Below are 19781 nucleotides of genomic sequence, written 5' to 3'. Positions count from 1 at the left end.
CGGCGGCGCGTTCCACGGAGACTTCGACGATGACGACCGATCTTCTCAGCGACGTGCTGACTGACCTGCGGGCCGATGCGGTCGTCACCGGGCGCTTCACGCTGAGTGCGCCGTGGGCGATCCGCAAGCCGGCCGTTGCGGGCGCGCCGTTTCGCACCTGCGCGGGCAGCCCGTTCTTCCTGTCGGTCGCGGGCGCCGCGCCCGTGCACGTCGAGCCGGGCGACTTCGTGCTGCTGCCGCACGGCGACGAGCACGTGATGGCGTCGTCGCTCGACGTGCCGCCCGTGCCGTTCGATACGCTGATGGCCGACAAGGGCATCCGGCCGCGCTTCGACACGCCGCTCGAATTCGTCGCGGGCGGCGGCGGCGCGACCAGCGAGCTCTATACCGGGATCGTCGTTTATCGCGACATCGTGCGCAGCCCGCTGTTCTCCGTGTTGCCGACGCTGATCCACGTGCGCGCGCACGATGCGGCCGTCGCGCCGTGGCTCGCGAGCACGCTGCAGAGCTTCATCCAGGAATCGATGGCGTGCCAGCCGGGCTGGGCGGTCGCCGCGACGCGCCTGGCCGACGTGCTGTTCGTGCAGCTGTTGCGCGCGCATCTGCAATCGTCGGCGAATCACACGGGCTGGCTGCGCGGGTTGACCGATCCGCAGATCGGCCGCGCGATGGCGCTGATGCACCGCGACCCGCGGCGCAACTGGCAGCTCGCGAGCCTCGCGGCCGAGGCCGGCATGTCGCGTTCGCGCTTTTGCGCGCAGTTCGCCGAGCGGGTCGGCGAGACGCCGATCGGCCATCTGACCGCCTATCGGATGTATCTGGCGAGCGGCGAGCTCGCGAACGGCAAGCTGCGGCTGATCGAGATCGCCGAGCGGGTCGGCTACACGTCGGAGAAGGCGTTCGCGCGTGCGTTCCATCGCTGGTCGGGGATGGCGCCGCGCCGCTATGCACGCAACGCACGCGATCTGTATGACCTGGCACGACATGGATGAGGGCGCGTCGCGTGAGCGGGTGCCGGCGCTGCGGGCTGACCGTTGACTGTCGTTGACTGGCGCTGAGTGTCGGCGGGCGACGCTCGGGGTTGCGCCGGCACAGGCCGCACACGGCTTCCGGCGCGCGGCGCCGCGGCTTTCAGGCGGCGCCGGCCGGCACGCGGACCGGAGCGCGGCGGGCGGCCCCGTCGCTCCGTGCGCGGCCGCGCGACGCGACGCGCTTACTCGCCGGCCACCGCCGGCCCGCCGGTATTGCCGCGGCGGTTGCGGCGCTTCTCGGCCCAGATGCGCAGCCGGTCCATGTACAGGTAGACGACCGGCGTCGTATAGAGCGTCAGCACCTGCGACACGATCAGGCCGCCGGCGATCGCGATCCCGAGCGGCGCGCGCAGCTCGGCGCCGTCGCCGCTGCCGAACGCGAGCGGCAGCGCGCCGAGCAGCGCCGCCATCGTCGTCATCATGATCGGGCGGAAGCGCAGCAGGCACGCCTCGTGGATCGCGTCGAACGACGACTTCCCGTTGTTGCGCGTCTGGTCGATCGCGAAGTCGACCATCATGATCGCGTTCTTCTTCACGATGCCGATCAGCAGGATCACGCCGATCAGCGCGATGATGCTGAACTCGGTCTTGAACAGCAGCAGCGCGAGCAGCGCGCCGACGCCGGCCGACGGCAGCGTCGACAGGATCGTGATCGGGTGGATGTAGCTCTCGTACAGGATCCCGAGCACGATGTAGACGGCCAGCAGCGCCGCGAGGATCAGGATCGGCTGATCGTTGGTCGACTGCTGGAACGCCTGCGCGGTGCCCTGGAAGCTGCCGACGATCGTCGGCGGGACCCCGACCTGCGCCATCGTCTGATAGATGATCTGCGTCGCCTGCGACAGCGACACGCCCGGCGGCAGGTTGAACGAGATCGTCGTCGCGACGAGCAGCCCCTGGTGGTTGACCGACAGCGGCGTCGTGCTCGGCCCGAACGTCGCGATCGCCGACAGCGGGATCATCGTCGACTTCGACGTCGACACCGACGCGCCCGACGACGCGCTCGACTTGCCGCTCGCCGCAATCGCGTTGAGCGCCTGGTTGCGCGCGGAATCGGACGCGATCGCCGCGGCGCTCTGCGTGGCCGTGCCGGCGCTCGACGTGCCGGCCGAGGTCGCGACGAAGGTGCCGGCGGCCGCGTTGGTGGTCTGCGAGCCGTTCGCGCTGCCGCCCGACGTGCTGATCCACACCTGGTTCAGCATCTCCGGGCTCTGCCAGTACTTCGGCGCGACTTCCATCACGACGTGGTACTGGTTCAGCGGGTTGTAGATCGTCGAGACCTGGCGCTGGCCGAATGCGTCGTACAGCGTGTTGTCGATCTGCGCGGGCTTGATGCCGAACCGCGCGGCCGTCGCGCGGTCGATCGTCACCATCGCCTCGAGGCCGCCTTGCTGCTGGTCGGAGTTCACGTCGGTCAGCTCGGGGCGCTTCTGCAGCGCCTCGGTCAGGATCGGCCCCCACTTGTACAGGTCGGCGCTCGAATCGCCGAGCAGCGTGAACTGGTACTGCGCGTTGCTCTGCCGGCCGCCGACGCGGATGTCCTGCGCCGCCTGCAGGAACGTGCGCGCGCCCGCCACGTCCGCCAGCTGCGGGCGCAACTGCTGGATCACCTGGTCGGCCGACAGCTTGCGCTCGGTGCGGTCCTTCAGCGTGACGAACATGAAGCCCGAGTTGGTCTGCGTGCCGCCGGTGAAGCCCGCGACGCTCTTCACGTTCGGGTTGCCCTGCACGATCCGCATCATCTCGGAGAACTTCAGCTTCATCGCCTGGAACGACGTCGACTGGTCGGCCTGGATGCCGCCGACCATCAGCCCGGTGTCCTGCTGCGGGAAGAAGCCCTTCGGCACGACGATGTACAGGTAGACGTTCAGCCCGATCGTCGCGAACAGCGTCAGCAGGATCAGCAGCGGCCGGCGCAGCGCCCACGACAGCGAGCGCTCGTAGCCGCGCTGCATGCGCGCGAAGCCGCGCTCGAGGAAGCGCCCGAAGCGGCCCTCGTTTTGCGGGTCGTGCTTGTCGGGCAGCAGGCGCGCGCACATCATCGGCGTGACCGTGAGCGACACCGCGAGCGACACGGCGATCGCGAGCGACAGCGTCAGCGCGAACTCGCGGAACAGGCGCCCGACGATCCCGCCCATCAGCAGGATCGGCAGGAACACCGCGACGAGCGAGATGCTCATCGACAGCACCGTGAAGCCGACTTCGCGCGCGCCGTCGAACGCGGCCTGCATCCGCGACTTGCCGTTCTCGATGTGCCGCGAGATGTTCTCGAGCACGACGATCGCGTCGTCGACGACGAAGCCGGTCGCGACGATCAGCGCCATCAGCGACAGGTTGTCGATCGAGAAGCCGAGCAGGTACATCGCGCCGAACGTGCCGATGATCGAGATCGGCACCGCGACGCTCGGGATCAGCGTCGCACGCCAGTTGCGCAGGAACAGGAACACGACCATCACGACGAGGCTGATCGCGATTAGCAGCGTGTGCTCGGTGTCCTTCAGCGACGCGCGGATGGTGGTCGAGCGGTCGAGCACCGGCGTGACCGTGATGTCGGCCGGCAGCGACGCGGTGAGCTGCGGCAGCGCCGCGCGCACGCGATCGAGCGTCTCGATGATGTTCGCGCCGGGCGAGCGGTAGAGGATCACGAGCACCGCGCGTTTGCCGTTCGACAAACCGAGGTTGCGCAGGTCCTCGACCGAATCGACGACGTCGGACAGATCGGACAGCCGCACGGCCGAACCGTTGCGGTACGCGACGACGAGGTCGCGGTATTGCGCCGCCTGGGACGCCTGGTCGTTCGTATAGAGCTGGAAGCGCTGCGGGCCGAACTCGATCGCGCCCTTCGGCGCGTTGGCGTTCGCGGAAGCCAGCGCCGCGCGCACGTCCTCGAGGCCGATCCCGTAGTGGAACAGCGACTGCGGTTCGAGTTCGACGCGCACGGCCGGGTTCGCGGAGCCGCTCACGGTGACCTGGCCGATCCCGTCGATCTGCGACAGCGACTGCTGCAGCACCGTCGACGCGGCGTCGTACACCTTCGCCGGCGACGCGGTTTCCGACGTCAGCGACACGACCATGATCGGCGAATCGGCCGGGTTGACCTTGCGGTAGGTCGGGTTGCTTTTCAGCGCGGCGGGCAGGTCGGCGCGCGCCGCGTTGATCGCGGCCTGCACGTCGCGCGCGGCGCCGTCGATGTCGCGGTTCAGGCCGAACTGCAGGATGATCCGCGCATTGCCGACCGTGCTCGTCGACGTCATTTCGGAGACGTCCGCGATCGAGCCGAGGTGCCGTTCGAGCGGGCTCGTCACGCTGGTCGCGACCGTTTCCGGGCTCGCGCCCGGCAGCGACGCCTGCACCGAGATCGTCGGGAAGTCGACCTGCGGCAGCGGCGACACCGGCAGCTTGATGAACGCGAACAGGCCCGCGAGCGCGACGCCGAGCGCGAGCAGCGTCGTCGCGACGGGGCGGGTGATGAAGGGGCGCGACAGGTTCATCGGTTACGCATCCGTGCGCGTGCCGGCTTGGGGGCCGCGGCGTTCGAACCAGCCGCGCACGCGGCGCGCGAGCGAGTCGAAGCCGAGGTAGATCACCGGCGTCGTGAACAGCGTCAGCACCTGCGACACGATCAGGCCGCCGGCGATCGCGATCCCGAGCGGCTGGCGCAGCTCGGAGCCCGCGCCGGAGCCGACGATCAGCGGCACCGCGCCGAGCAGCGCGGCGAGCGTCGTCATCAGGATCGGCCGGAAGCGCAGCAGGCACGCCTGGTAGATCGCCTCGCGCGGCGGCTTGCCTTCGACGCGTTCGGCCTCGAGCGCGAAGTCGATCATCATGATCGCGTTCTTCTTCACGATGCCGATCAACAGCACGATGCCGATGATCCCGATGATGTCGAGGTCGTGCCCGGTGATCATCAGCGCGAGCAGTGCGCCGACGCCGGCCGACGGCAGCGTCGACAGGATCGTGATCGGATGGATGTAGCTCTCGTACAGCACGCCGAGCACGATGTACATCGTGACGACCGCCGCGAGGATCAGGAACAGCTGGTTCGACAGCGACGCCTGGAACGCGAGCGCCGCGCCCTGGAAGCGCGTCTGGAACGAGCCGGGCAGGCTGATGTCCTTCTCGCCGGCCTCGATCGCCTTGACCGCTTCGCCGAGCGACGCGCCCGGCGCGAGGTTGAACGAGATTGTCGTCGACGGGAACTGCGACAGGTGCGCGACCAGCAGCGGCGACGGCCGCTCGTGGAACGACGCGATCGACGACAGCGGCACCTGGCCGCCGCCGGCCGACGGCAGGTAGATGTCGTTCAGCGATTGCGCGTAGTGCTGCTCCTTCGGCTCCGACTCGAGAATCACGCGGTACTGGTTCGACTGCGTGAAGATCGTCGACACGATGCGCTGGCCGAACGCGTCGTACAGCGCGTTGTCGACGGTTGCCGGCGTGATGCCGAAACGCGCGGCGCTCGGGCGGTCGATCTCGATGTACACCGACTGGCCGTTGCTTTGCAGGTCGGTCGCGACGTCGGCGAGCGACGGCTCCTGCTGCAGCCGCGCGACGAGTTTCGGTACCCAGGTCGAGAATTCGCCGGCGTTCGGGCTCGTCAGCATGAACTGGTACTGCGTCGGGCTGACCGTCGAGTCGATCGTCAGATCCTGCACCGGCTGCATGAACAGCGAAATGCCGGTGATGTTCGCGACGCGACGCTGCAGGTCGCGGATGATCTGCGCGGCGGTTTCGGTGCGTTCGTCGCGTGCCTTCAGGTTGATCAGCATCCGGCCGCTGTTCAGCGTGATGTTGCTGCCGTCGACGCCGATGAACGACGTCAGGCTGTCGATGTTCGGGTCCTTCAGGATCGCGGCCGCGAGCGCCTGCTGGCGTTCGGCCATCGCGCCGTACGAGATCGACTGCGGCGCCTGCGTGATCGCCTGGATTACGCCGGTGTCCTGCGCGGGGAAGAAGCCCTTCGGCACGTAGACATAGAGCAGGGCGGTCAGCCCGAGCGTCAGCAGCGCGACGACGAGCGTCGAGCGCTGGCGGTTCAGCACCCATTCGAGCGCGACCGCGTAGCGCGCGATCACCCAGTCGATCGTGCGGTGCACGCGCGCCTCGAAGCGGTGGCTCTCCGGCGGCGGCGAATGGCGCAGCAGCTTCGCGCACATCATCGGCACGAGCGTGAGCGACACGATCGCCGAGATCACGATCGTCACCGCGAGCGTGATCGCGAATTCATGGAACAGCCGGCCGACCACGTCGCCCATGAACAGCAGCGGGATCAGCACCGCGATCAGCGAGACCGTCAGCGAGATGATCGTGAAGCCGATCTGCCGCGAGCCCTTCAGCGCGGCCTCGAGCCCCGATTCGCCTTCCTCGACGTAGCGCGAGATGTTCTCGATCATCACGATCGCATCGTCGACGACGAAGCCGGTCGCGATGGTGAGCGCCATCAGCGACAGGTTGTTCAGCGAGAAGCCGGCCATGTACATCACCGCGAGCGTGCCGATCAGCGACAGCGGCACCGACAGGCTCGGGATGATCGTCGCGTAGACGTTCGCGAGGAACAGGTACATCACCAGCACGACGAGCCCGACCGCGAGCAGCAGCTCGAACTGCACGTCGCGTACGGCCGCACGGATCATCGTCGTGCGATCGGTGACGATCTCGACGTCGAGCGCGGCCGGCAGCGTCTCCTGCAGCTTCGGTAGCTGCGCCTTGATCGCGTCGACGGTCGCGATCACGTTCGCGCCCGGCTGGCGCTGCACGTTCAGGATGATCGCGGGATCCGAATTCACCCATGCGCCGAGCTTGGTGTTCTCCGAGCCGGCGACGACCGTCGCGACGTCGGTCAGCATCACCGGGCGGCCGTTCTTGTACGCGACGACCGCGCTGTTGTACTGGTCGGCGCTCGTCAGCTGGTCGTTCGCGTTGATCGTGTACGCGCGCGTCGGGCCGTCGAAGTTGCCCTTCGGCGTGTTGACGTTCAGGTTCGAGATCGTCGTGCGCAGATCGTCGAGGTTCATCCCGTACTTCGCGAGCGCGGTCGGGTTCGCCTGGATCCGCACGGCCGGGCGGTTGCCGCCCGACAGGCTGACGAGGCCGACGCCGGCGATCTGCGAGATCTTCATCGCGAGGCGCGTGTCGGCCAGGTCCTGCACCTGCGTGAGCGGCAGCGTCTTCGACTTGACGGCGAGCGTCAGCACCGGCGCATCGGCCGGGTTCACCTTCGCGTAGATCGGCGGGGCCGGCAGGTCGGACGGCAGCAGGTTGCCGGCCGCGTTGATCGCGGCCTGCACTTCCTGTTCGGCGATGTCGAGCGGCAGGTCGAGCGAGAACTGCAGCGTGATCACCGACGCGCCGGCCGAGCTTTGCGACGACATCTGGTTCAGTGACGGCATCTGCCCGAACTGGCGTTCGAGCGGCGCGGTGACCGACGACGTCATCACCTCCGGGCTCGCGCCCGGGTAGAAGGTCTGGACCTGGATCGTCGGATAGTCGACCTCGGGCAGCGCGGCGAGCGGCAGGAAGCGCAGCGCGACGAGACCGGCCAGCATGATCGCCGCCATCAGGAGAGCGGTGCCGACCGGCCGGAGAATGAAGAGGCGGGATGGATTCATCGAGCGGCCCGCGCGTTACTGGGCCGCGGGGGCCGCGGCCTGCGACGCGCCGTGCTTGTGTCCGCCGCGATGACCGCCGGCACCCGATGCGCCCGACGCCGCGCTTGCGCCGCGCGCGCCCGACGCGCCTTTCGGCTTGTCGGCCGGAATCGAGATCTTCGAGCCTTCGCGCAGGCGGTCCGAGCCGTCGGTCACCACGCGCTCGCCGAGCGCGATGCCGCTGACGATGCTCGTGCGTTCGCCGTCGACCGGGCCGATCGTGACCTTGCGCACCGTCACGGTGTTGTCGGGTTTCACGACATAGACGAACTGGCCGATCGAGCCCGTCAGCACGGCGGAGGTCGGCACGATCGTCGCGTTGCGCATCACGTCGACGAGCAGCCGCGTGTTCACGAACTGATTCGGGAACAGCATGCCTTCCTTGTTATCGAAGTTCGCGCGCAGCTTGACCGTGCCGGTGCTCGTATCGATCTGGTTGTCGAGCGTCGCGAGCGAGCCCGTCTCGAGCGGCACCGTGTTGTTGCGGTTGTAGGCGGTGACCGACAGCTTCTGGCCCGCGTTCACCTGCTTGAGGATCTGCGGCAGGTTGTCTTCCGACGTCGTGAAGATCACGCTCATCGGCTGCAACTGCGTGATCACGACGATGCCGTTGGCGTCGCCCGGCGTCACGTAGTTGCCGGGGTCGACCTGGCGCAGGCCGACGCGGCCGGAGACCGGCGCGGTGATGCGCGCATACGTGAGATTGAGTTTCGCGGAATCGATCGCGGCCTGGTCGGTCTTCACCGCGCCTTCGTACTGCTTGACGAGCGACGCCTGCGTATCGACGGTTTGCGACGCGATCGAGTCTTGCGACAGCAGCGTCTGGTAGCGCTTCAGGTCGAGGCGGGCGGTCGCGAGCAGCGCCGCGTCGCGCGCATGCGTGCCTTCGGCGTTCTCGAGCGCGACCTGGTACGGGCGCGGGTCGATCTGTGCGAGTACGTCGCCCTTCCTGACGATCTGGCCTTCCTGGAACGACACCGACTGCAGGTAGCCCGACAGCTGCGTCTTGACCGTCACGTTCGCGAGCGGCGTGACGGTGCCGAGCGCGGACAGCACGATCGGCATTTCACCCCGCGTCGCGGAGGCGACCTGCACCGGCTGCGGCACGTTCGCCATCGCAGCGGGGCCGCCGCGGCCGCGATGGCCGCCCGCAGCGGCGCTGGCGCCCGCGCTTTGCGCGGTGCTGCCTGCCGCCGGCGTGCGGTTCCACGGGTGCCACCACAACAGGCCGCCGATGACGACGACCGCGACGGTGCCGATCAGCAGCGTGCGGCGCGGCCGCCGGGCGACGGCGGGCGCAGGGTCTTTCGAAGGGGGCGTGGGCTTTTGTTCGTTATCCATCGTGTTCTGTCAGGAAGACGGCGCGGCGGCCGGAAATCGGGCTGCTCGGCTGCGCGTGGGCGTGCGGGTGACGGGACGGGGCGGCCCGGCTCGGTCCGGGGCCCCGCCGATCCGCGCGGGAAAAGAGCGGTGCGCACCGCGAGTGCGGCGCGACGATGGGCATGATCCTACGTGCCGTCCCCGTTACAGTCCAGCGGTCTATCTTTCAACGGGTTACGGTCGTTACAGAACGCGACAGCGCGATGACGAAACGATTACAGGCCGACGCGCCGGGCCGGCGCGCCGCCGATTTCGCGGGTGATTTTCGCGATGCATTCCTGCAGCGCGGGCACCACGTGGTCCTGCAGCCATTCCGGCGGACACTGATGCGCCGCGCCGCCGCAATTCACCGAATAGCGTTGACCGGACGGGCCGACGAAACCGGCCGCGACCGCATTCAGGCCTTCGCGCCATTCGCCGATCGCGATCGCGTGGCCGTCACGCATCGCTTCGTCGAGCGCGGGCGTCAGGCGGGCGGACACGTGCGGCCAGTCGTCGCCGGCGGTGGTGCGCAGCGACTCGAGCAGCAGGCGGCGCTCGTCGTCCTCGAGGGCGGCGAGATACGCGCGGCCCACGGCCGTACGTGCGATGTCCATTCGCGAGCCGATTTCGAGGCGCGTGACGAGCACGGCCGAGCGCGGGCGGATCACGTCGATCGCGACCATGTCGAGCCGGTCGCGCACCGCGAGGTGCACGGACAGCGACGTGCGTTCGGCCAGCTCGATCATGAACGGCCGGGAACGCGCGCGGATGTCGAAGTTGCGCAGGAAGCCGTGGCTCAGTTCGAGCACCGACGCGGTGAGCACGAAGCGCTCGCTGTCGGGCAACTGGAACAGGAAGCCGGCGCTGACGAGCGTCGCGGTGATGCGCGAGACGGTCGGCTTCGGGATGCCGGTCAATTCGGTCAGTTCGCGGTTGCTGACGGGGGCGTCGGCAGCCGCGATGCGGCGCAGCACGGCGAGACCGCGGGCGAGGGCGGTGATCTCGTCGGGCGACGATTCACGGTCCCGCGACGCGGGAGAGGTTACAGTGGTCGACACGAGGGATTCTCTCTAATTCCGAAACTCGATTTCAATTTTGTTGGTATTGTAGGACTATTGTCAAAGGATGCATGTTCCGCGGGCGAACCGGTCATTGGATGAGATTTTGCGGGTTCACCCTTGGTTTATTAGGAAAACGCTCAAATGAGCATTGCTGGAAAGTGCATGAACCGGTGCAAATACCGCTTGACTTGTCGGGCGGAAACAGAAAGAATGTCTCACGTTTTCGAAACATCGTTTCAAGAGTTTAACCGGCAACGATGTTTCGCGCAGTCTCTCAGGTTCTAGCACGGCCCTCGGAATGGCTAGAACTTTTTTAGCGCCACGGTCTCCGTGGCGCTTTTTTTTGCCTGTTTTCCGACCGTCCGCCCGGACGCGTCAGGCCCGTATTATCCCCCGATCGCCGCAAACGCCTGTCCGGGCCAGTTTCGCGCCTGTTTGCATGCGCGATTTGCGCCGCCTGCACGATCTCCGCACGCAAAAAAAAGCGCGACGCCCGCAGTGGGCATCGCGCGTGAAACGGCGTGGAGCGCCGACGAATGAACGGTGATGAAGAAAGGACGCCTGGTTAGGGACGCCCGGTCAGGGACGCCCGGTTAGGGACGCCCTGCAAGGAGCAATGCCCCCTCGCGCGCGGCGGTCAGCCTTTCGCGAGCTTGATGCTGGTCTGCTCGGCCGTCAGGTAGCCGACGCTGGCGCCGAAGCGATCCTTGTAGTTCGCGCGCACGAGCGGGTCGAGCGTCGGCTTGACCTTGTCGTGCAGCGGCGATTCCCAGTCGCCCACGTGCTGGAAGTTGCTCATGATGTACGTCCAGCCGTTGATCTCGTCGACCGCGTGCAGGCCCGTCGATTCGGCGCCGGCCGGGCACGACAGCACGCGCGCGAGCGACTTCGTGTCGACGTTGTAGGCCCACAGGAAGTTGTTCACGTGCATGCCCGAGTCTTCGCCGATGAACAGCGTGCGCAGCTTTTCGGAGAACTTCAGGTTGTCCGGGTTCGCGATCTTGTCCGGGTTCGCGAGGTTGCCGAGCGCGTCGGCCGCGGCGAGATCCTCGCCGACCAGCGCGGCCGGCGCGCCCATGTCGACCGGCACCCATTCGCTGTCGATCGCGCCGCCCGTCGTGTCGCGCTGGCCGGCCTTCAGGTTCAGCGCGTAGACGGCGCCCGCGGCGATCTTCTTGTCGACCGCGACGTCGCGCGACACCGCGTTGCCCTTGACCATCGACGTTTCGATCCGCGACATCGCCGTGTAGACGATCTTGTCCTTCGCGTTCACGGTCGTGCCTTCGAGCTTCGTGAACGCCATGCTGCCGCCGAGCAGCGCCGCGTAACGGTGCGTCTCGAGGAACGCGGCCGCCTTTTCCATCCCCGGCTTCACGCGCATCCAGTTGAACTTGCCGCCGAAGTGGATCTTCGTGTAGCTCGCATCGTTCGGGTCGACGGTCACCAGGTCCATGATGTCCGACGCCTTCAGCGTGTTCGCGAGCGCTTCGATCTCGCTGCTGGTCGCGTGGCCGATCTTGATCCACGTCAGCGTCGCGGTGCCCGCGCCGGCGGACGACGTCTGCGTCCACTTCGCCACGTACAGCGTGCCGGCCGACAGGTCGGCCGCCTTGTCGGCGACGAACATGAACAGGCCGCCGTTGGTGGCGTCGTCGCCCATCATCACGGTGCGCTGGTCCGGCATCACCTGGATCAGCTCGTGCGAGATGCGGCCGAGGCAGTAGTGCTTCTTCACCGTGCCGGTGCCATCCGGGTTCACCGTGATCTCGGGCAGGTGGCCGTAGTGATAGGGGTTCGCCTTCGTCTCGTCGCCGAACGTGTTCTTGCTGAATGCCTTGAACTGCGTGTCGGTCGCGGCCTTCGTCGCGTCCGGCTCGTATTCCTCGCTCGACAGGTGGGTGCCCCACGGCGACAGGCTCGCGCCGCAGGTGATCCACAGGCCGTGCGCCTTCGACGTGTCGACGTTGTGGTACTTCACGACCTTCAGCGCACCGGTGGCCGGATCCTGGTCGAGCGTGAGCACGGCGATCGGCGACGGCAGCTGGCCGTACTGCGACGCGCTCGCCTGGTCGCGCGTCGTGTATTCGAACTGGACGACCGCGAACACCGCATTGCCTTTCACGCCGGGCACGTTCGCGTTCTTCAGCGTCAGCAGCGAGCTGCCGTCCGGGCAGTCGGAATAGAACTGGCGCTCCTTGCCGGCCACCGAGCGATCGATGATCGGCTGGTTGTTGATGTCGTAGTAGCCGCCCGCGAGCGTCGTGCCGCCGTTGCCGTCCGGCACCATGTCGCCCGTCACGAAGAACGGCCGGTACGCGAGCTTGAAGTTGCGCGACGAGCCGTCCGAGAACGACACCGACAGCGTCGAGCCGACCGTCGTCGTGGCCATCGCGGCCGCGTTGTCGAGCGTCGGCGCGGCCATTGCCGAGAACGCCGCCGACGTATAGGCAGCGGCAGCCGGCGTCGACGCGGGATCGTCGTCGCCGCCGCAACCTGTCAGCAGGGCCGGCAGCGCGAGGCCGGAAAGGGGCAGCATCGGCGCGCCGGCGAGGATCTTCAGGGCCTGACGACGGGAAGCATTGGGCAACGCGGGCATGTGGAGTCCAGTTTCGTTTGTTGGAAGAATGGCCTTCGCGAAGCAGGCGAGCGGCAAGCTTCGCGAAGGCAAGTTGAAATCTGGACCGAAGTGTAGGGACGCTAGATGAAAGTTTTTTGAATTGAAAACGTAATGATGCGTCGGCATCCGTCAGGCATGCTGCGGGATGCCCATCGGATGCTTGCTTGCGCTCAATCGCGCTCGGGTGTCGCCGAGATGCGGTGGATCGACAGGTCGGCCCCGTCGAATTCGGCTTCGCGATCGAGTCGCAGGCCGACGGTCGCCTTCAGCGCGCCGTACACGAGCGTGCCGCCGGCGGTGGCGATCGCGATGCCGCCGAGCGTGCCGACGAGCTGTGACAGGAACGACACGCCGCCGAGACCGCCGAGCGCCGGCAGCCCGAACACGCCGGCCGCGAGGCCGCCGAGCGCGCCGCACATCCCGTGCAGCGGCCACACGCCGAGCACGTCGTCGATGCGCCAGCGGTTCTGCACGCAGGTGAACATCGCGACGAACAGCGCACCGGCCGCAGCGCCCGTGACGAGCGCGCCGATCGGGTGCATCACGTCGGAGCCCGCGCATACCGCGACGAGGCCCGCGAGTGGTCCGTTATAGGTGAAGCCTGGGTCGTTGCGGCCGGCCATCCACGCGGCGAGCGTGCCGCCGACCATCGCCATCAGCGAATTCACCGCGACGAGGCCGCTGATCTTGTCGAGCGTCTGCGCGCTCATCACGTTGAAGCCGAACCAGCCGACCGCGAGCACCCACGCGCCGAGCGCGAGGAACGGGATGTTCGACGGCGGGTGCGCGGCGATCCGGCCGTCCTTCGCATAGCGGTCGTGGCGCGCGCCGAGCAGCAGCACGGCCGGCAGCGCGACCCAGCCGCCGAACGCATGCACGACGACCGAGCCCGCGAAATCGTGGAACGGCGCGCCGAACGCGTGCGTGAGCCAGGCCTGCACGCCGAAGCGCTCGTTCCACGCGATCCCTTCGAAGAACGGGTAGATGAAGCCGACGATGATCAGCGTCGCGACGAGCTGCGGGTTGAACTTCGCGCGCTCGGCGATGCCGCCGGACACGATCGCCGGGATCGCAGCCGCGAACGTCAGCAGGAAGAAGAAGCGCACGAGCGCGTAGCCGTTGTGCTGCGACAGCGAGCCGATATCGTCGAAGAATTCGACGCCATACGCGATCGTGTAGCCGATGAAGAAATACGCGAGCGTCGACACCGAGAAGTCGACCAGGATCTTCACGAGCGCGTTGACCTGGTTCTTCTTGCGGACCGTGCCGAGTTCGAGGAATGCGAAGCCCGCGTGCATCGCGAGCACCATGACGGCGCCGATCAACAGGAACAGTGTGTCGACGCCGGATTTCAGACCATCCATGCCTAGCTTCCTTGCGCAAAAAACGGGCAAGGAATGCAAGTATCGAGCCAACCTGGTGAACGGCTGCGTGGAATTGGTGCCCGGATACCGCGCGATGCGGCATTCCGGTGAATCGTGCACGGGATCGGGGCGTGGGCCGATGCCGGCGCCGGCTCGTCCCGAGTGCACGCACGTGGTGCGATGCGTGCCGAACTGGTGCGTACGACGAATGATGCGGTGCGCGGCGATGCGTTGCCGCGCACCGATCTGGCGCGTCAGTGGCGCGCGAACAGCGCGGGCGGCCGGCGCAGCCGCAGCGCGCACGCCGACCAGTAGGCGGCGACGCTCGTCAGCCCGAGCGCGGCGAACGCGAGCGCCGCGAAGCCCGCGAGCGACTGGCCGTCGCCGTCGGCACCGAGGATGCCTTGCGCGACGATCAGCGCGGCCGTCCAGAAGCCGATCACGGCCTGCGTGAGCAGGCGCGCGCAGGCGATGCGGCGCGGCCGCCCGGATTCGGCGAGGCGGCGCGCCGACGGCGCACGCAGGCACAGGAACAGGGTGGCGGCGAGCAGCGCGGCCAGGGCGATGAACCAATCGACGAGGAAAGCCATAACGAGGAAAAGGGGACACGGACGAATCGAATTGAAGCGTGCCCACTTTAGAGGCGTGGCGCCTGCGATTGAATCAGACGAATCCGAAATTGAAAGGCATTTTTAATGGCGGGTCGTCATTGGGCCAGTTCCACAGGCGGTATCATCGACACCGGTCCAACCATGAGGTCGTGCAACGCGCGGCCGGAGATTGCTGATGAACATGAAGACATCGCGGGCGCGTCGCGTGCCCGGGTCCGTGCTGGCGGCCGTGGCCGCCGGTGCGCTGCTGTTGCTCGCGGGCTGCGAGAAGTCCGGCACGCCGGCCGCGCAACCCGATACGGCCGCGAGCGCGGCCGCCGATGCCGCGAACAATGCGGCCAAGGCGCTCGACCAGGTGGCGAGCACCGTCAATCAACAGATCAACGCGGCGAAGGCGGGCCTCGCATCCGCGGCGTCGGCCGTGCCGCCGTTGTCCGCGAGCGGCCTCGCGTCCGCCGCGCAGGCGCAGATCGACGCGGCGGCGTCCGCGGTCGTTGCGCATGCGGCTTCCGAAGCGGGCGCGAAGATCGCCGAAGCCGGCAAGAAACTCCAGCAGTGGAGCCAGCAGAGCGCCTCGGGGGCGAAACCCGCGAGCGGCGAATGACGCGGGCTTGCACGATCCGCAAAATGTAATTATGATGGTTACACATGTCGCCGGTTGCGGGTGGGGCCGGCGTCGCCGAGTGAGTCAGGAATGAATACCAGCAGCCGGTTCGCGTTTGCCGTCCACGTGCTTGCCTTGCTGTCGATGCAGGAAGGCGTGCCGTTGTCGTCCGACATCATCGCGGGCAGCGTGAATACGAATCCGGCGCTGATTCGCCGATTGCTGTCGATGCTGGCGGCCGCAGGGCTGACCACGTCGCAGCTCGGTGCGGGCGGCGGTGCGCTGCTGGCGCGCGAGCCCGGCGAGATCACGCTGCTCGACGTGTATCGCGCGGTCGACGATGCGCAACTGTTCGCGCTGCACCGCGAGGCGCCGAATCCGGCGTGTCTCGTCGGGCGGCACATCCAGGGCGTGCTGACCGGCTATATCGGCGACGCGCAGCGCGCGATGGAGGCGTCGCTCGCCACGCGCACGCTCGTCGACGTGACGGCCGACATGCTGGATCTGGAACAGCGCACGCAACGGGCGGCGCGCGCCGGCGGGTGACTGACGGCGGGTGCCCGACGGCAGGCAGGGCAGGAAGCCGGACGGCGCGCACGCGCGGCGGTCGGCGCAACGGGGGCTTCGCCCCGTTTTTTTCGGTCTTATGTGTAATTAATCATGTTACATATTTTTATTTCTGGAGAATCGATATGACGCAACGTTCGTTGAATATCGCGCTGTTCGGCGCCACCGGCATGATCGGCTCGCGCATCGCGGCGGAAGCCGTGCGGCGCGGCCACCGCGTCACGGCGCTGTCGCGCCATCCGGGCGCATCCGGCGACGGCATTACCGCGAAGGCGGCCGACCTGTTCGACGCCGCCAGCATCGCGGCCGCGCTGCCGGGCCATGACGTCGTCGCAAGCGCGTACGGCCCGAAGCAGGAAGATGCGGCGCAGGTCGTCGCGGTCGCGAAAGCGCTGGTTGCCGGCACGCGCCAGGCCGGTTTGAAGCGGCTCGTCGTCGTGGGCGGCGCCGGTTCGCTCGAAGTCGCGCCGGGCAAGCAGCTCGTCGACACCGAAGGTTTCCCGGAGGCATACAAGGCGGTCGCGCTCGCGCACCGCGACGCGCTCGACTACCTGAAGACGGTCGCCGATCTCGACTGGACCTTCTTCGCGCCGGCCGCGCTGATCGCGCCGGGCGAGCGCACGGGCACGTTCCGCACGGGCGTCGGCAAGCTGATCGTGGACGCGCAAGGCAACAGCAAGATCTCGGCGGAAGACTACGCGGTCGCGTTCGTCGACGCGCTCGAGCAGGACAGCTTCGTGCGCGAGATCGCGACGGTCGCGTATTGAGCGGCATGACGGCCGGCGGCGTGTGAGCGCCGGCCCGGGCGCGACGCGCAGCCATTTCGGGCGATTCCACCCTCGCGGGTGGCGTCGCCTGTTTCATTTGGAGCGGCGAGCGCGTGCCGGATCGGTATTTACACCGGTCGACGCAGCGAGGCAGTTTTCATATTGTTCCCCGTTGGGCAGGATGAATAGAATAAATTTCTATCGACGAGGGAATGGAGAAATGGACGCCATCGATCGCAAGCTGCTGGAGCTGCTGCAGGCGGATGCCACGCTGCCGATCGCGGAGCTGGCACAGCGCGTGAACCTGTCGCAGACGCCATGCTGGAAGCGCGTGCAGCGGCTGAAGGAAACCGGCGCGATTCGCGCGCAGGTCGCGCTGTGCGATCCGCGCAAGCTCGGGGTCGGCACGACCGTGTTCGTCGCGATCCGCACGAACCAGCACACCGAGGAATGGGCGCAGCGCTTCACGCAGGCGGTGCGCGACATGCCGGAAGTGGTCGAGGTCTACCGGATGAGCGGCGAGACTGATTACCTGCTGCGCGTCGTCGTGGCCGGCATCGACGACTACGACCGCGTCTACAAGCAGCTGATTCGCACGGTGCCGCTGTTCGACGTCAGTTCGTCGTTCGCGATGGAGCAGATCAAGTATTCGACCGCGCTGCCCGTGCGCGATCTGGCCGAGCCCGCCTGACGGGCACGCGGTTGCGCCGGCGGCGCGGCTTCAGCGGCCGCGCGCCAGGGCGCGTGCGCGTTCGTCGGCCAGTGCGTCGCGGCGCACGAAATCCGCGACGAACGGGCTGGCCGGATGATGGTGCAGCGCGTACGGCGTATCCCATTGCGCGAGCCGGCCGTCCTTCATCACGCCGATCCGGTCGGCGATCGCGAACGCTTCCGCCTGATTGTGCGTGACGAGGATCGCGGTGTGGCCCGTGTGCTTCAGGATGTCGCGCAGCTCGAACGCGAGCCGCTCGCGCGTATCGACGTCGAGATTCGAGAACGGTTCGTCGAGCAGCAGCAGTTCCGGCGACGGCGCGAGCGCGCGCGCGAGGGCGACGCGCTGCTGCTGGCCGCCCGACAGTTCGTGCGGATAGGCGTCCCCGGAATCGGCGAGGCCGACGAGCTCGAGCATCTGCGCGACGCGCAGGCGCCGTTCGGCCTTCGGCATGCGCCGCAGGCCGAACGCGACGTTGTCGGCCGTGCTCAGGTGCGGGAACAGCGCGTAATCCTGGAACATCATGCCGATGCGCCGTCGCTCGGGCGGCACGTCGAGCGACGGCGCCGCGACGGGCACGCCGTCCAGCACGATGCGCCCCATGCGCACGGGTTCGAAGCCGGCGATCGCGCGCAGCACGGTGGTCTTGCCGCAGCCGGACGCGCCGAGCAGGCAGCCGATGTCGCCGCGCGGCAGCGCGAGGCTCAGGCCGTCGACCACGGTGCGGCGGCCGTGCGGCGAGTCGTAGGCGACGCAGAGGTCGTCGAGTTCGAGCAGGTTCACGGTGTCAGGCTCCGATCTTGTGGCGGGTGCGGGCGAGCAGGATCACGGGTACGAGCCCGGCCAGCACGATCGCGAGCGCGGCAACCGCGCCTTCTTCATAGGTGCCGCGCGCGGCTTCCGCATACAGCCAGGTCGCGAGCGTGTCGAAATTCAACGGGCGCAGCAGCAGCGTGGCCGGCAGCTCCTTCATCGCGTCGACGAACACCAGCAGCGCGCTCGTCGTGAGCGCGGGCCGCAACAGCGGCAGGTGGACGCGGCGCAGCGTGCCGCCGGCCGTCTCGCCGAGCGAGCGCGCGGCCTGTTCGAGCGACGGCGGAATGCGCGCGAGGCCGGCCTCGATGCCGCCGGCCGGGATCGCGAGGAAACGCACGGTATAGGCGATCACCAGCGCGGTCGCCGAGCCCATCAGCAGCAGCCCGTCGCGGCCGAGCACCGCGCCGAACAGCCGGTCGGCCGCCGCGAACGGCATCAGCAGGCCGATCGCGAGCACGGTGCCCGGCACCGCGTAGCCGAGGCTCGCGATCCGCGCGCACAGGCGGGCAGGGCCCGCACGCGCGCTGTCGCGCTGTGCGCGGGCGGCCCACGCGACGACCAGCCCGCACGCGAGCGTCGCGGCGGTGGCGGCGGTCGCGATCGTCAGTGTGTTCGCGAGCCCCGTCATCAGTTGCGCGGACACGCCGCCGACGAGGTGCAGCCGCTTGGCCGTCTCGACCGCGAGATAGGCGGCCGGCGCGCCGAAGCCGAGCAGGACCGGCAGCCAGCCGAGCAGCGCGGCGCCGAGCGCGGCCGCGCCGGTCAGGCGGCGCGGCGCGATCGGCCGCATGCGTCGGCCGTGCGCGTAGCGCTGGCGACGGCGCCCGTAGCGTTCGAGCGCGATCATGCCGACGACGATCGCGAGCATCGCCAGCGCGATCTGCGCGGCGCCGGCGAGATCGGAGCGCGTGATCCACGTCGTATAGACGGACACGGTCAGCGTCTGCACGCCGAGAAATTCCGACGCGCCGATATCGTTCAGCGTTTCGAGCAGCGCGAGGCTCACGCCGACCGCGATCGCCGGCCGGGCAAGCGGCACGACGACGCGCCAGAACGTCGCGAGGCGGCCGGCGCCGAGCGTGCGCGCGGCTTCGAGCAGGCTCGCGGACTGCGTGACGAACATCGCGCGCGTGCTCAGATAGACATACGGATACAGCACGAAGCCGAGCACGAAGATCGCGCCGGGCAGCGAGCGCAGGTCGGGCAGGCGGAACTGGCGCGGGTTGTCGAAGCCGAGCAGCCAGCGGATCGCGCCCTGCACGGGGCCGATCGGGTGCAGCAGGTCGAGATACGCGAACGCGACGATGTAGGTGGGCACCGCGAGCGGCAGCAGCAGCGCCCAGGTCAGGATCCGGCGGCCGGGAAAATCGTAGGCGGTGACGAGCCATGCGCAGCCGGTGCCGACGATCGACACGATCGTGCCGACGCCGGCGAGCAGCAGCAGCGTATTGACGAGCGCCTGCGGCAGCACGAATTCGGCGAGATGCCGCCAGTGCGCGAGATCGGCGTCAAACGCGGCGGCCACGAGCACCGCGAGCGGCGCCGCGACCGCCGCGGCGATCGTCAGCGCCGCGAGCAGCCACAGGCTGCCCGCGCGCGGCCGCAGCCGCGAACGACGCGGC

Annotated in this window: 14 protein-coding genes; 5 read left to right on the top strand and 9 right to left on the bottom strand. The window is 68.2% G+C overall.

What is annotated here, in order from left to right:
• Positions 1–29: 29 nt before the first annotated feature.
• The gene (locus HWX03_RS10775; protein ID WP_175871241.1) at positions 30–992 is read left to right on the top strand and encodes an AraC family transcriptional regulator; all 963 of its coding nucleotides are present in this window, start codon (positions 30–32) and stop codon (positions 990–992) included.
• Between the two features lie 221 nt (positions 993–1213).
• Here HWX03_RS10775 and HWX03_RS10770 read toward each other — a convergent pair whose 3' ends face one another.
• The 7 genes from HWX03_RS10770 to HWX03_RS10740 all read right to left on the bottom strand — a co-directional run bounded on the left by HWX03_RS10770 (position 1214) and on the right by HWX03_RS10740 (position 14672).
• The gene (locus HWX03_RS10770; protein WP_175871240.1) at positions 1214–4522 is read right to left on the bottom strand and encodes an efflux RND transporter permease subunit; all 3309 of its coding nucleotides are present in this window, start codon (positions 4520–4522) and stop codon (positions 1214–1216) included.
• A 3-nt stretch (positions 4523–4525) separates the two neighbouring features.
• Positions 4526–7639, bottom strand: a complete 3114-nt coding sequence (locus tag HWX03_RS10765) for an MdtB/MuxB family multidrug efflux RND transporter permease subunit (protein ID WP_175871239.1) — start codon at positions 7637–7639, stop codon at positions 4526–4528.
• 15 nt (positions 7640–7654) lie between these two features.
• Complete coding sequence (locus tag HWX03_RS10760; RefSeq protein WP_175871238.1) at positions 7655–9019, bottom strand: MdtA/MuxA family multidrug efflux RND transporter periplasmic adaptor subunit; 1365 nt, start codon at positions 9017–9019, stop codon at positions 7655–7657.
• 254 nt (positions 9020–9273) lie between these two features.
• Positions 9274–10098 (bottom strand): IclR family transcriptional regulator, encoded by an 825-nt coding sequence (locus HWX03_RS10755; protein WP_174385156.1) that lies wholly within the window; start codon positions 10096–10098, stop codon positions 9274–9276.
• 640 nt (positions 10099–10738) lie between these two features.
• Entirely contained in the window at positions 10739–12697 is a 1959-nt protein-coding gene (locus tag HWX03_RS10750; protein ID WP_175871237.1) for an alkaline phosphatase PhoX, read from the bottom strand.
• 191 nt (positions 12698–12888) lie between these two features.
• Positions 12889–14082 (bottom strand): ammonium transporter, encoded by a 1194-nt coding sequence (locus HWX03_RS10745; RefSeq protein ID WP_175871236.1) that lies wholly within the window; start codon positions 14080–14082, stop codon positions 12889–12891.
• A 254-nt stretch (positions 14083–14336) separates the two neighbouring features.
• The gene (locus HWX03_RS10740) at positions 14337–14672 is read right to left on the bottom strand and encodes a hypothetical protein (protein ID WP_175871235.1); all 336 of its coding nucleotides are present in this window, start codon (positions 14670–14672) and stop codon (positions 14337–14339) included.
• A gap of 196 nt (positions 14673–14868) precedes the next feature.
• Between HWX03_RS10740 and HWX03_RS10735 the strand changes: the two genes are divergently transcribed.
• From HWX03_RS10735 to HWX03_RS10720, 4 genes are all read left to right on the top strand, one after another.
• Positions 14869–15297, top strand: coding sequence for a hypothetical protein (locus HWX03_RS10735; RefSeq protein WP_174385130.1), 429 nt, complete (start codon positions 14869–14871; stop codon positions 15295–15297).
• 90 nt (positions 15298–15387) lie between these two features.
• Positions 15388–15843: an Rrf2 family transcriptional regulator gene (locus tag HWX03_RS10730; RefSeq protein ID WP_034206849.1), complete on the top strand. Its 456-nt coding sequence runs from the start codon at positions 15388–15390 to the stop codon at positions 15841–15843.
• Positions 15844–15989: 146 nt separating this feature from the next.
• Positions 15990–16631 carry an NAD(P)H-binding protein gene (locus HWX03_RS10725; RefSeq protein ID WP_059644071.1) on the top strand — a complete coding sequence of 214 codons (642 nt, stop codon included), beginning with the start codon at positions 15990–15992 and terminating at the stop codon, positions 16629–16631.
• 220 nt (positions 16632–16851) lie between these two features.
• A complete protein-coding gene (locus HWX03_RS10720; RefSeq protein WP_006484401.1) occupies positions 16852–17322 on the top strand; it encodes an Lrp/AsnC family transcriptional regulator in 471 nt (156 codons plus the stop codon).
• Positions 17323–17352: 30 nt separating this feature from the next.
• Here the strand turns inward: HWX03_RS10720 and HWX03_RS10715 are convergent, their stop codons facing one another.
• The gene (locus HWX03_RS10715) at positions 17353–18126 is read right to left on the bottom strand and encodes an ABC transporter ATP-binding protein (RefSeq protein WP_175871234.1); all 774 of its coding nucleotides are present in this window, start codon (positions 18124–18126) and stop codon (positions 17353–17355) included.
• A 4-nt stretch (positions 18127–18130) separates the two neighbouring features.
• Entirely contained in the window at positions 18131–19765 is a 1635-nt protein-coding gene (locus tag HWX03_RS10710) for an iron ABC transporter permease (protein WP_244132638.1), read from the bottom strand.
• Between the last annotated feature and the right edge of the window lie 16 nt (positions 19766–19781).

Origin of the sequence: Burkholderia sp. BCC0397 (genome assembly GCF_902832865.1) — a bacterium.
In the GTDB taxonomy this organism is placed as follows: domain Bacteria; phylum Pseudomonadota; class Gammaproteobacteria; order Burkholderiales; family Burkholderiaceae; genus Burkholderia.
Note: the sequence above shows the minus strand (reverse complement) of the source record. Positions and strands in the feature narration are given on the sequence as shown.

What these genes read in the sequence shown, in the direction of transcription:
- HWX03_RS10775 (WP_175871241.1), top strand. Translation starts at nt 30, where the DNA reads ATGACGACCGATCTTCTCAGCGACGTGCTGACTGACCTGCGGGCCGAT.
- HWX03_RS10770 (WP_175871240.1), bottom strand. Translation starts at nt 4,522, where the DNA reads ATGAACCTGTCGCGCCCCTTCATCACCCGCCCCGTCGCGACGACGCTG.
- HWX03_RS10765 (WP_175871239.1), bottom strand. Translation starts at nt 7,639, where the DNA reads ATGAATCCATCCCGCCTCTTCATTCTCCGGCCGGTCGGCACCGCTCTC.
- HWX03_RS10760 (WP_175871238.1), bottom strand. Translation starts at nt 9,019, where the DNA reads ATGGATAACGAACAAAAGCCCACGCCCCCTTCGAAAGACCCTGCGCCC.
- HWX03_RS10750 (WP_175871237.1), bottom strand. Translation starts at nt 12,697, where the DNA reads ATGCCCGCGTTGCCCAATGCTTCCCGTCGTCAGGCCCTGAAGATCCTC.
- HWX03_RS10745 (WP_175871236.1), bottom strand. Translation starts at nt 14,082, where the DNA reads ATGGATGGTCTGAAATCCGGCGTCGACACACTGTTCCTGTTGATCGGC.
- HWX03_RS10740 (WP_175871235.1), bottom strand. Translation starts at nt 14,672, where the DNA reads ATGGCTTTCCTCGTCGATTGGTTCATCGCCCTGGCCGCGCTGCTCGCC.
- HWX03_RS10735 (WP_174385130.1), top strand. Translation starts at nt 14,869, where the DNA reads ATGAACATGAAGACATCGCGGGCGCGTCGCGTGCCCGGGTCCGTGCTG.
- HWX03_RS10730 (WP_034206849.1), top strand. Translation starts at nt 15,388, where the DNA reads ATGAATACCAGCAGCCGGTTCGCGTTTGCCGTCCACGTGCTTGCCTTG.
- HWX03_RS10725 (WP_059644071.1), top strand. Translation starts at nt 15,990, where the DNA reads ATGACGCAACGTTCGTTGAATATCGCGCTGTTCGGCGCCACCGGCATG.
- HWX03_RS10720 (WP_006484401.1), top strand. Translation starts at nt 16,852, where the DNA reads ATGGACGCCATCGATCGCAAGCTGCTGGAGCTGCTGCAGGCGGATGCC.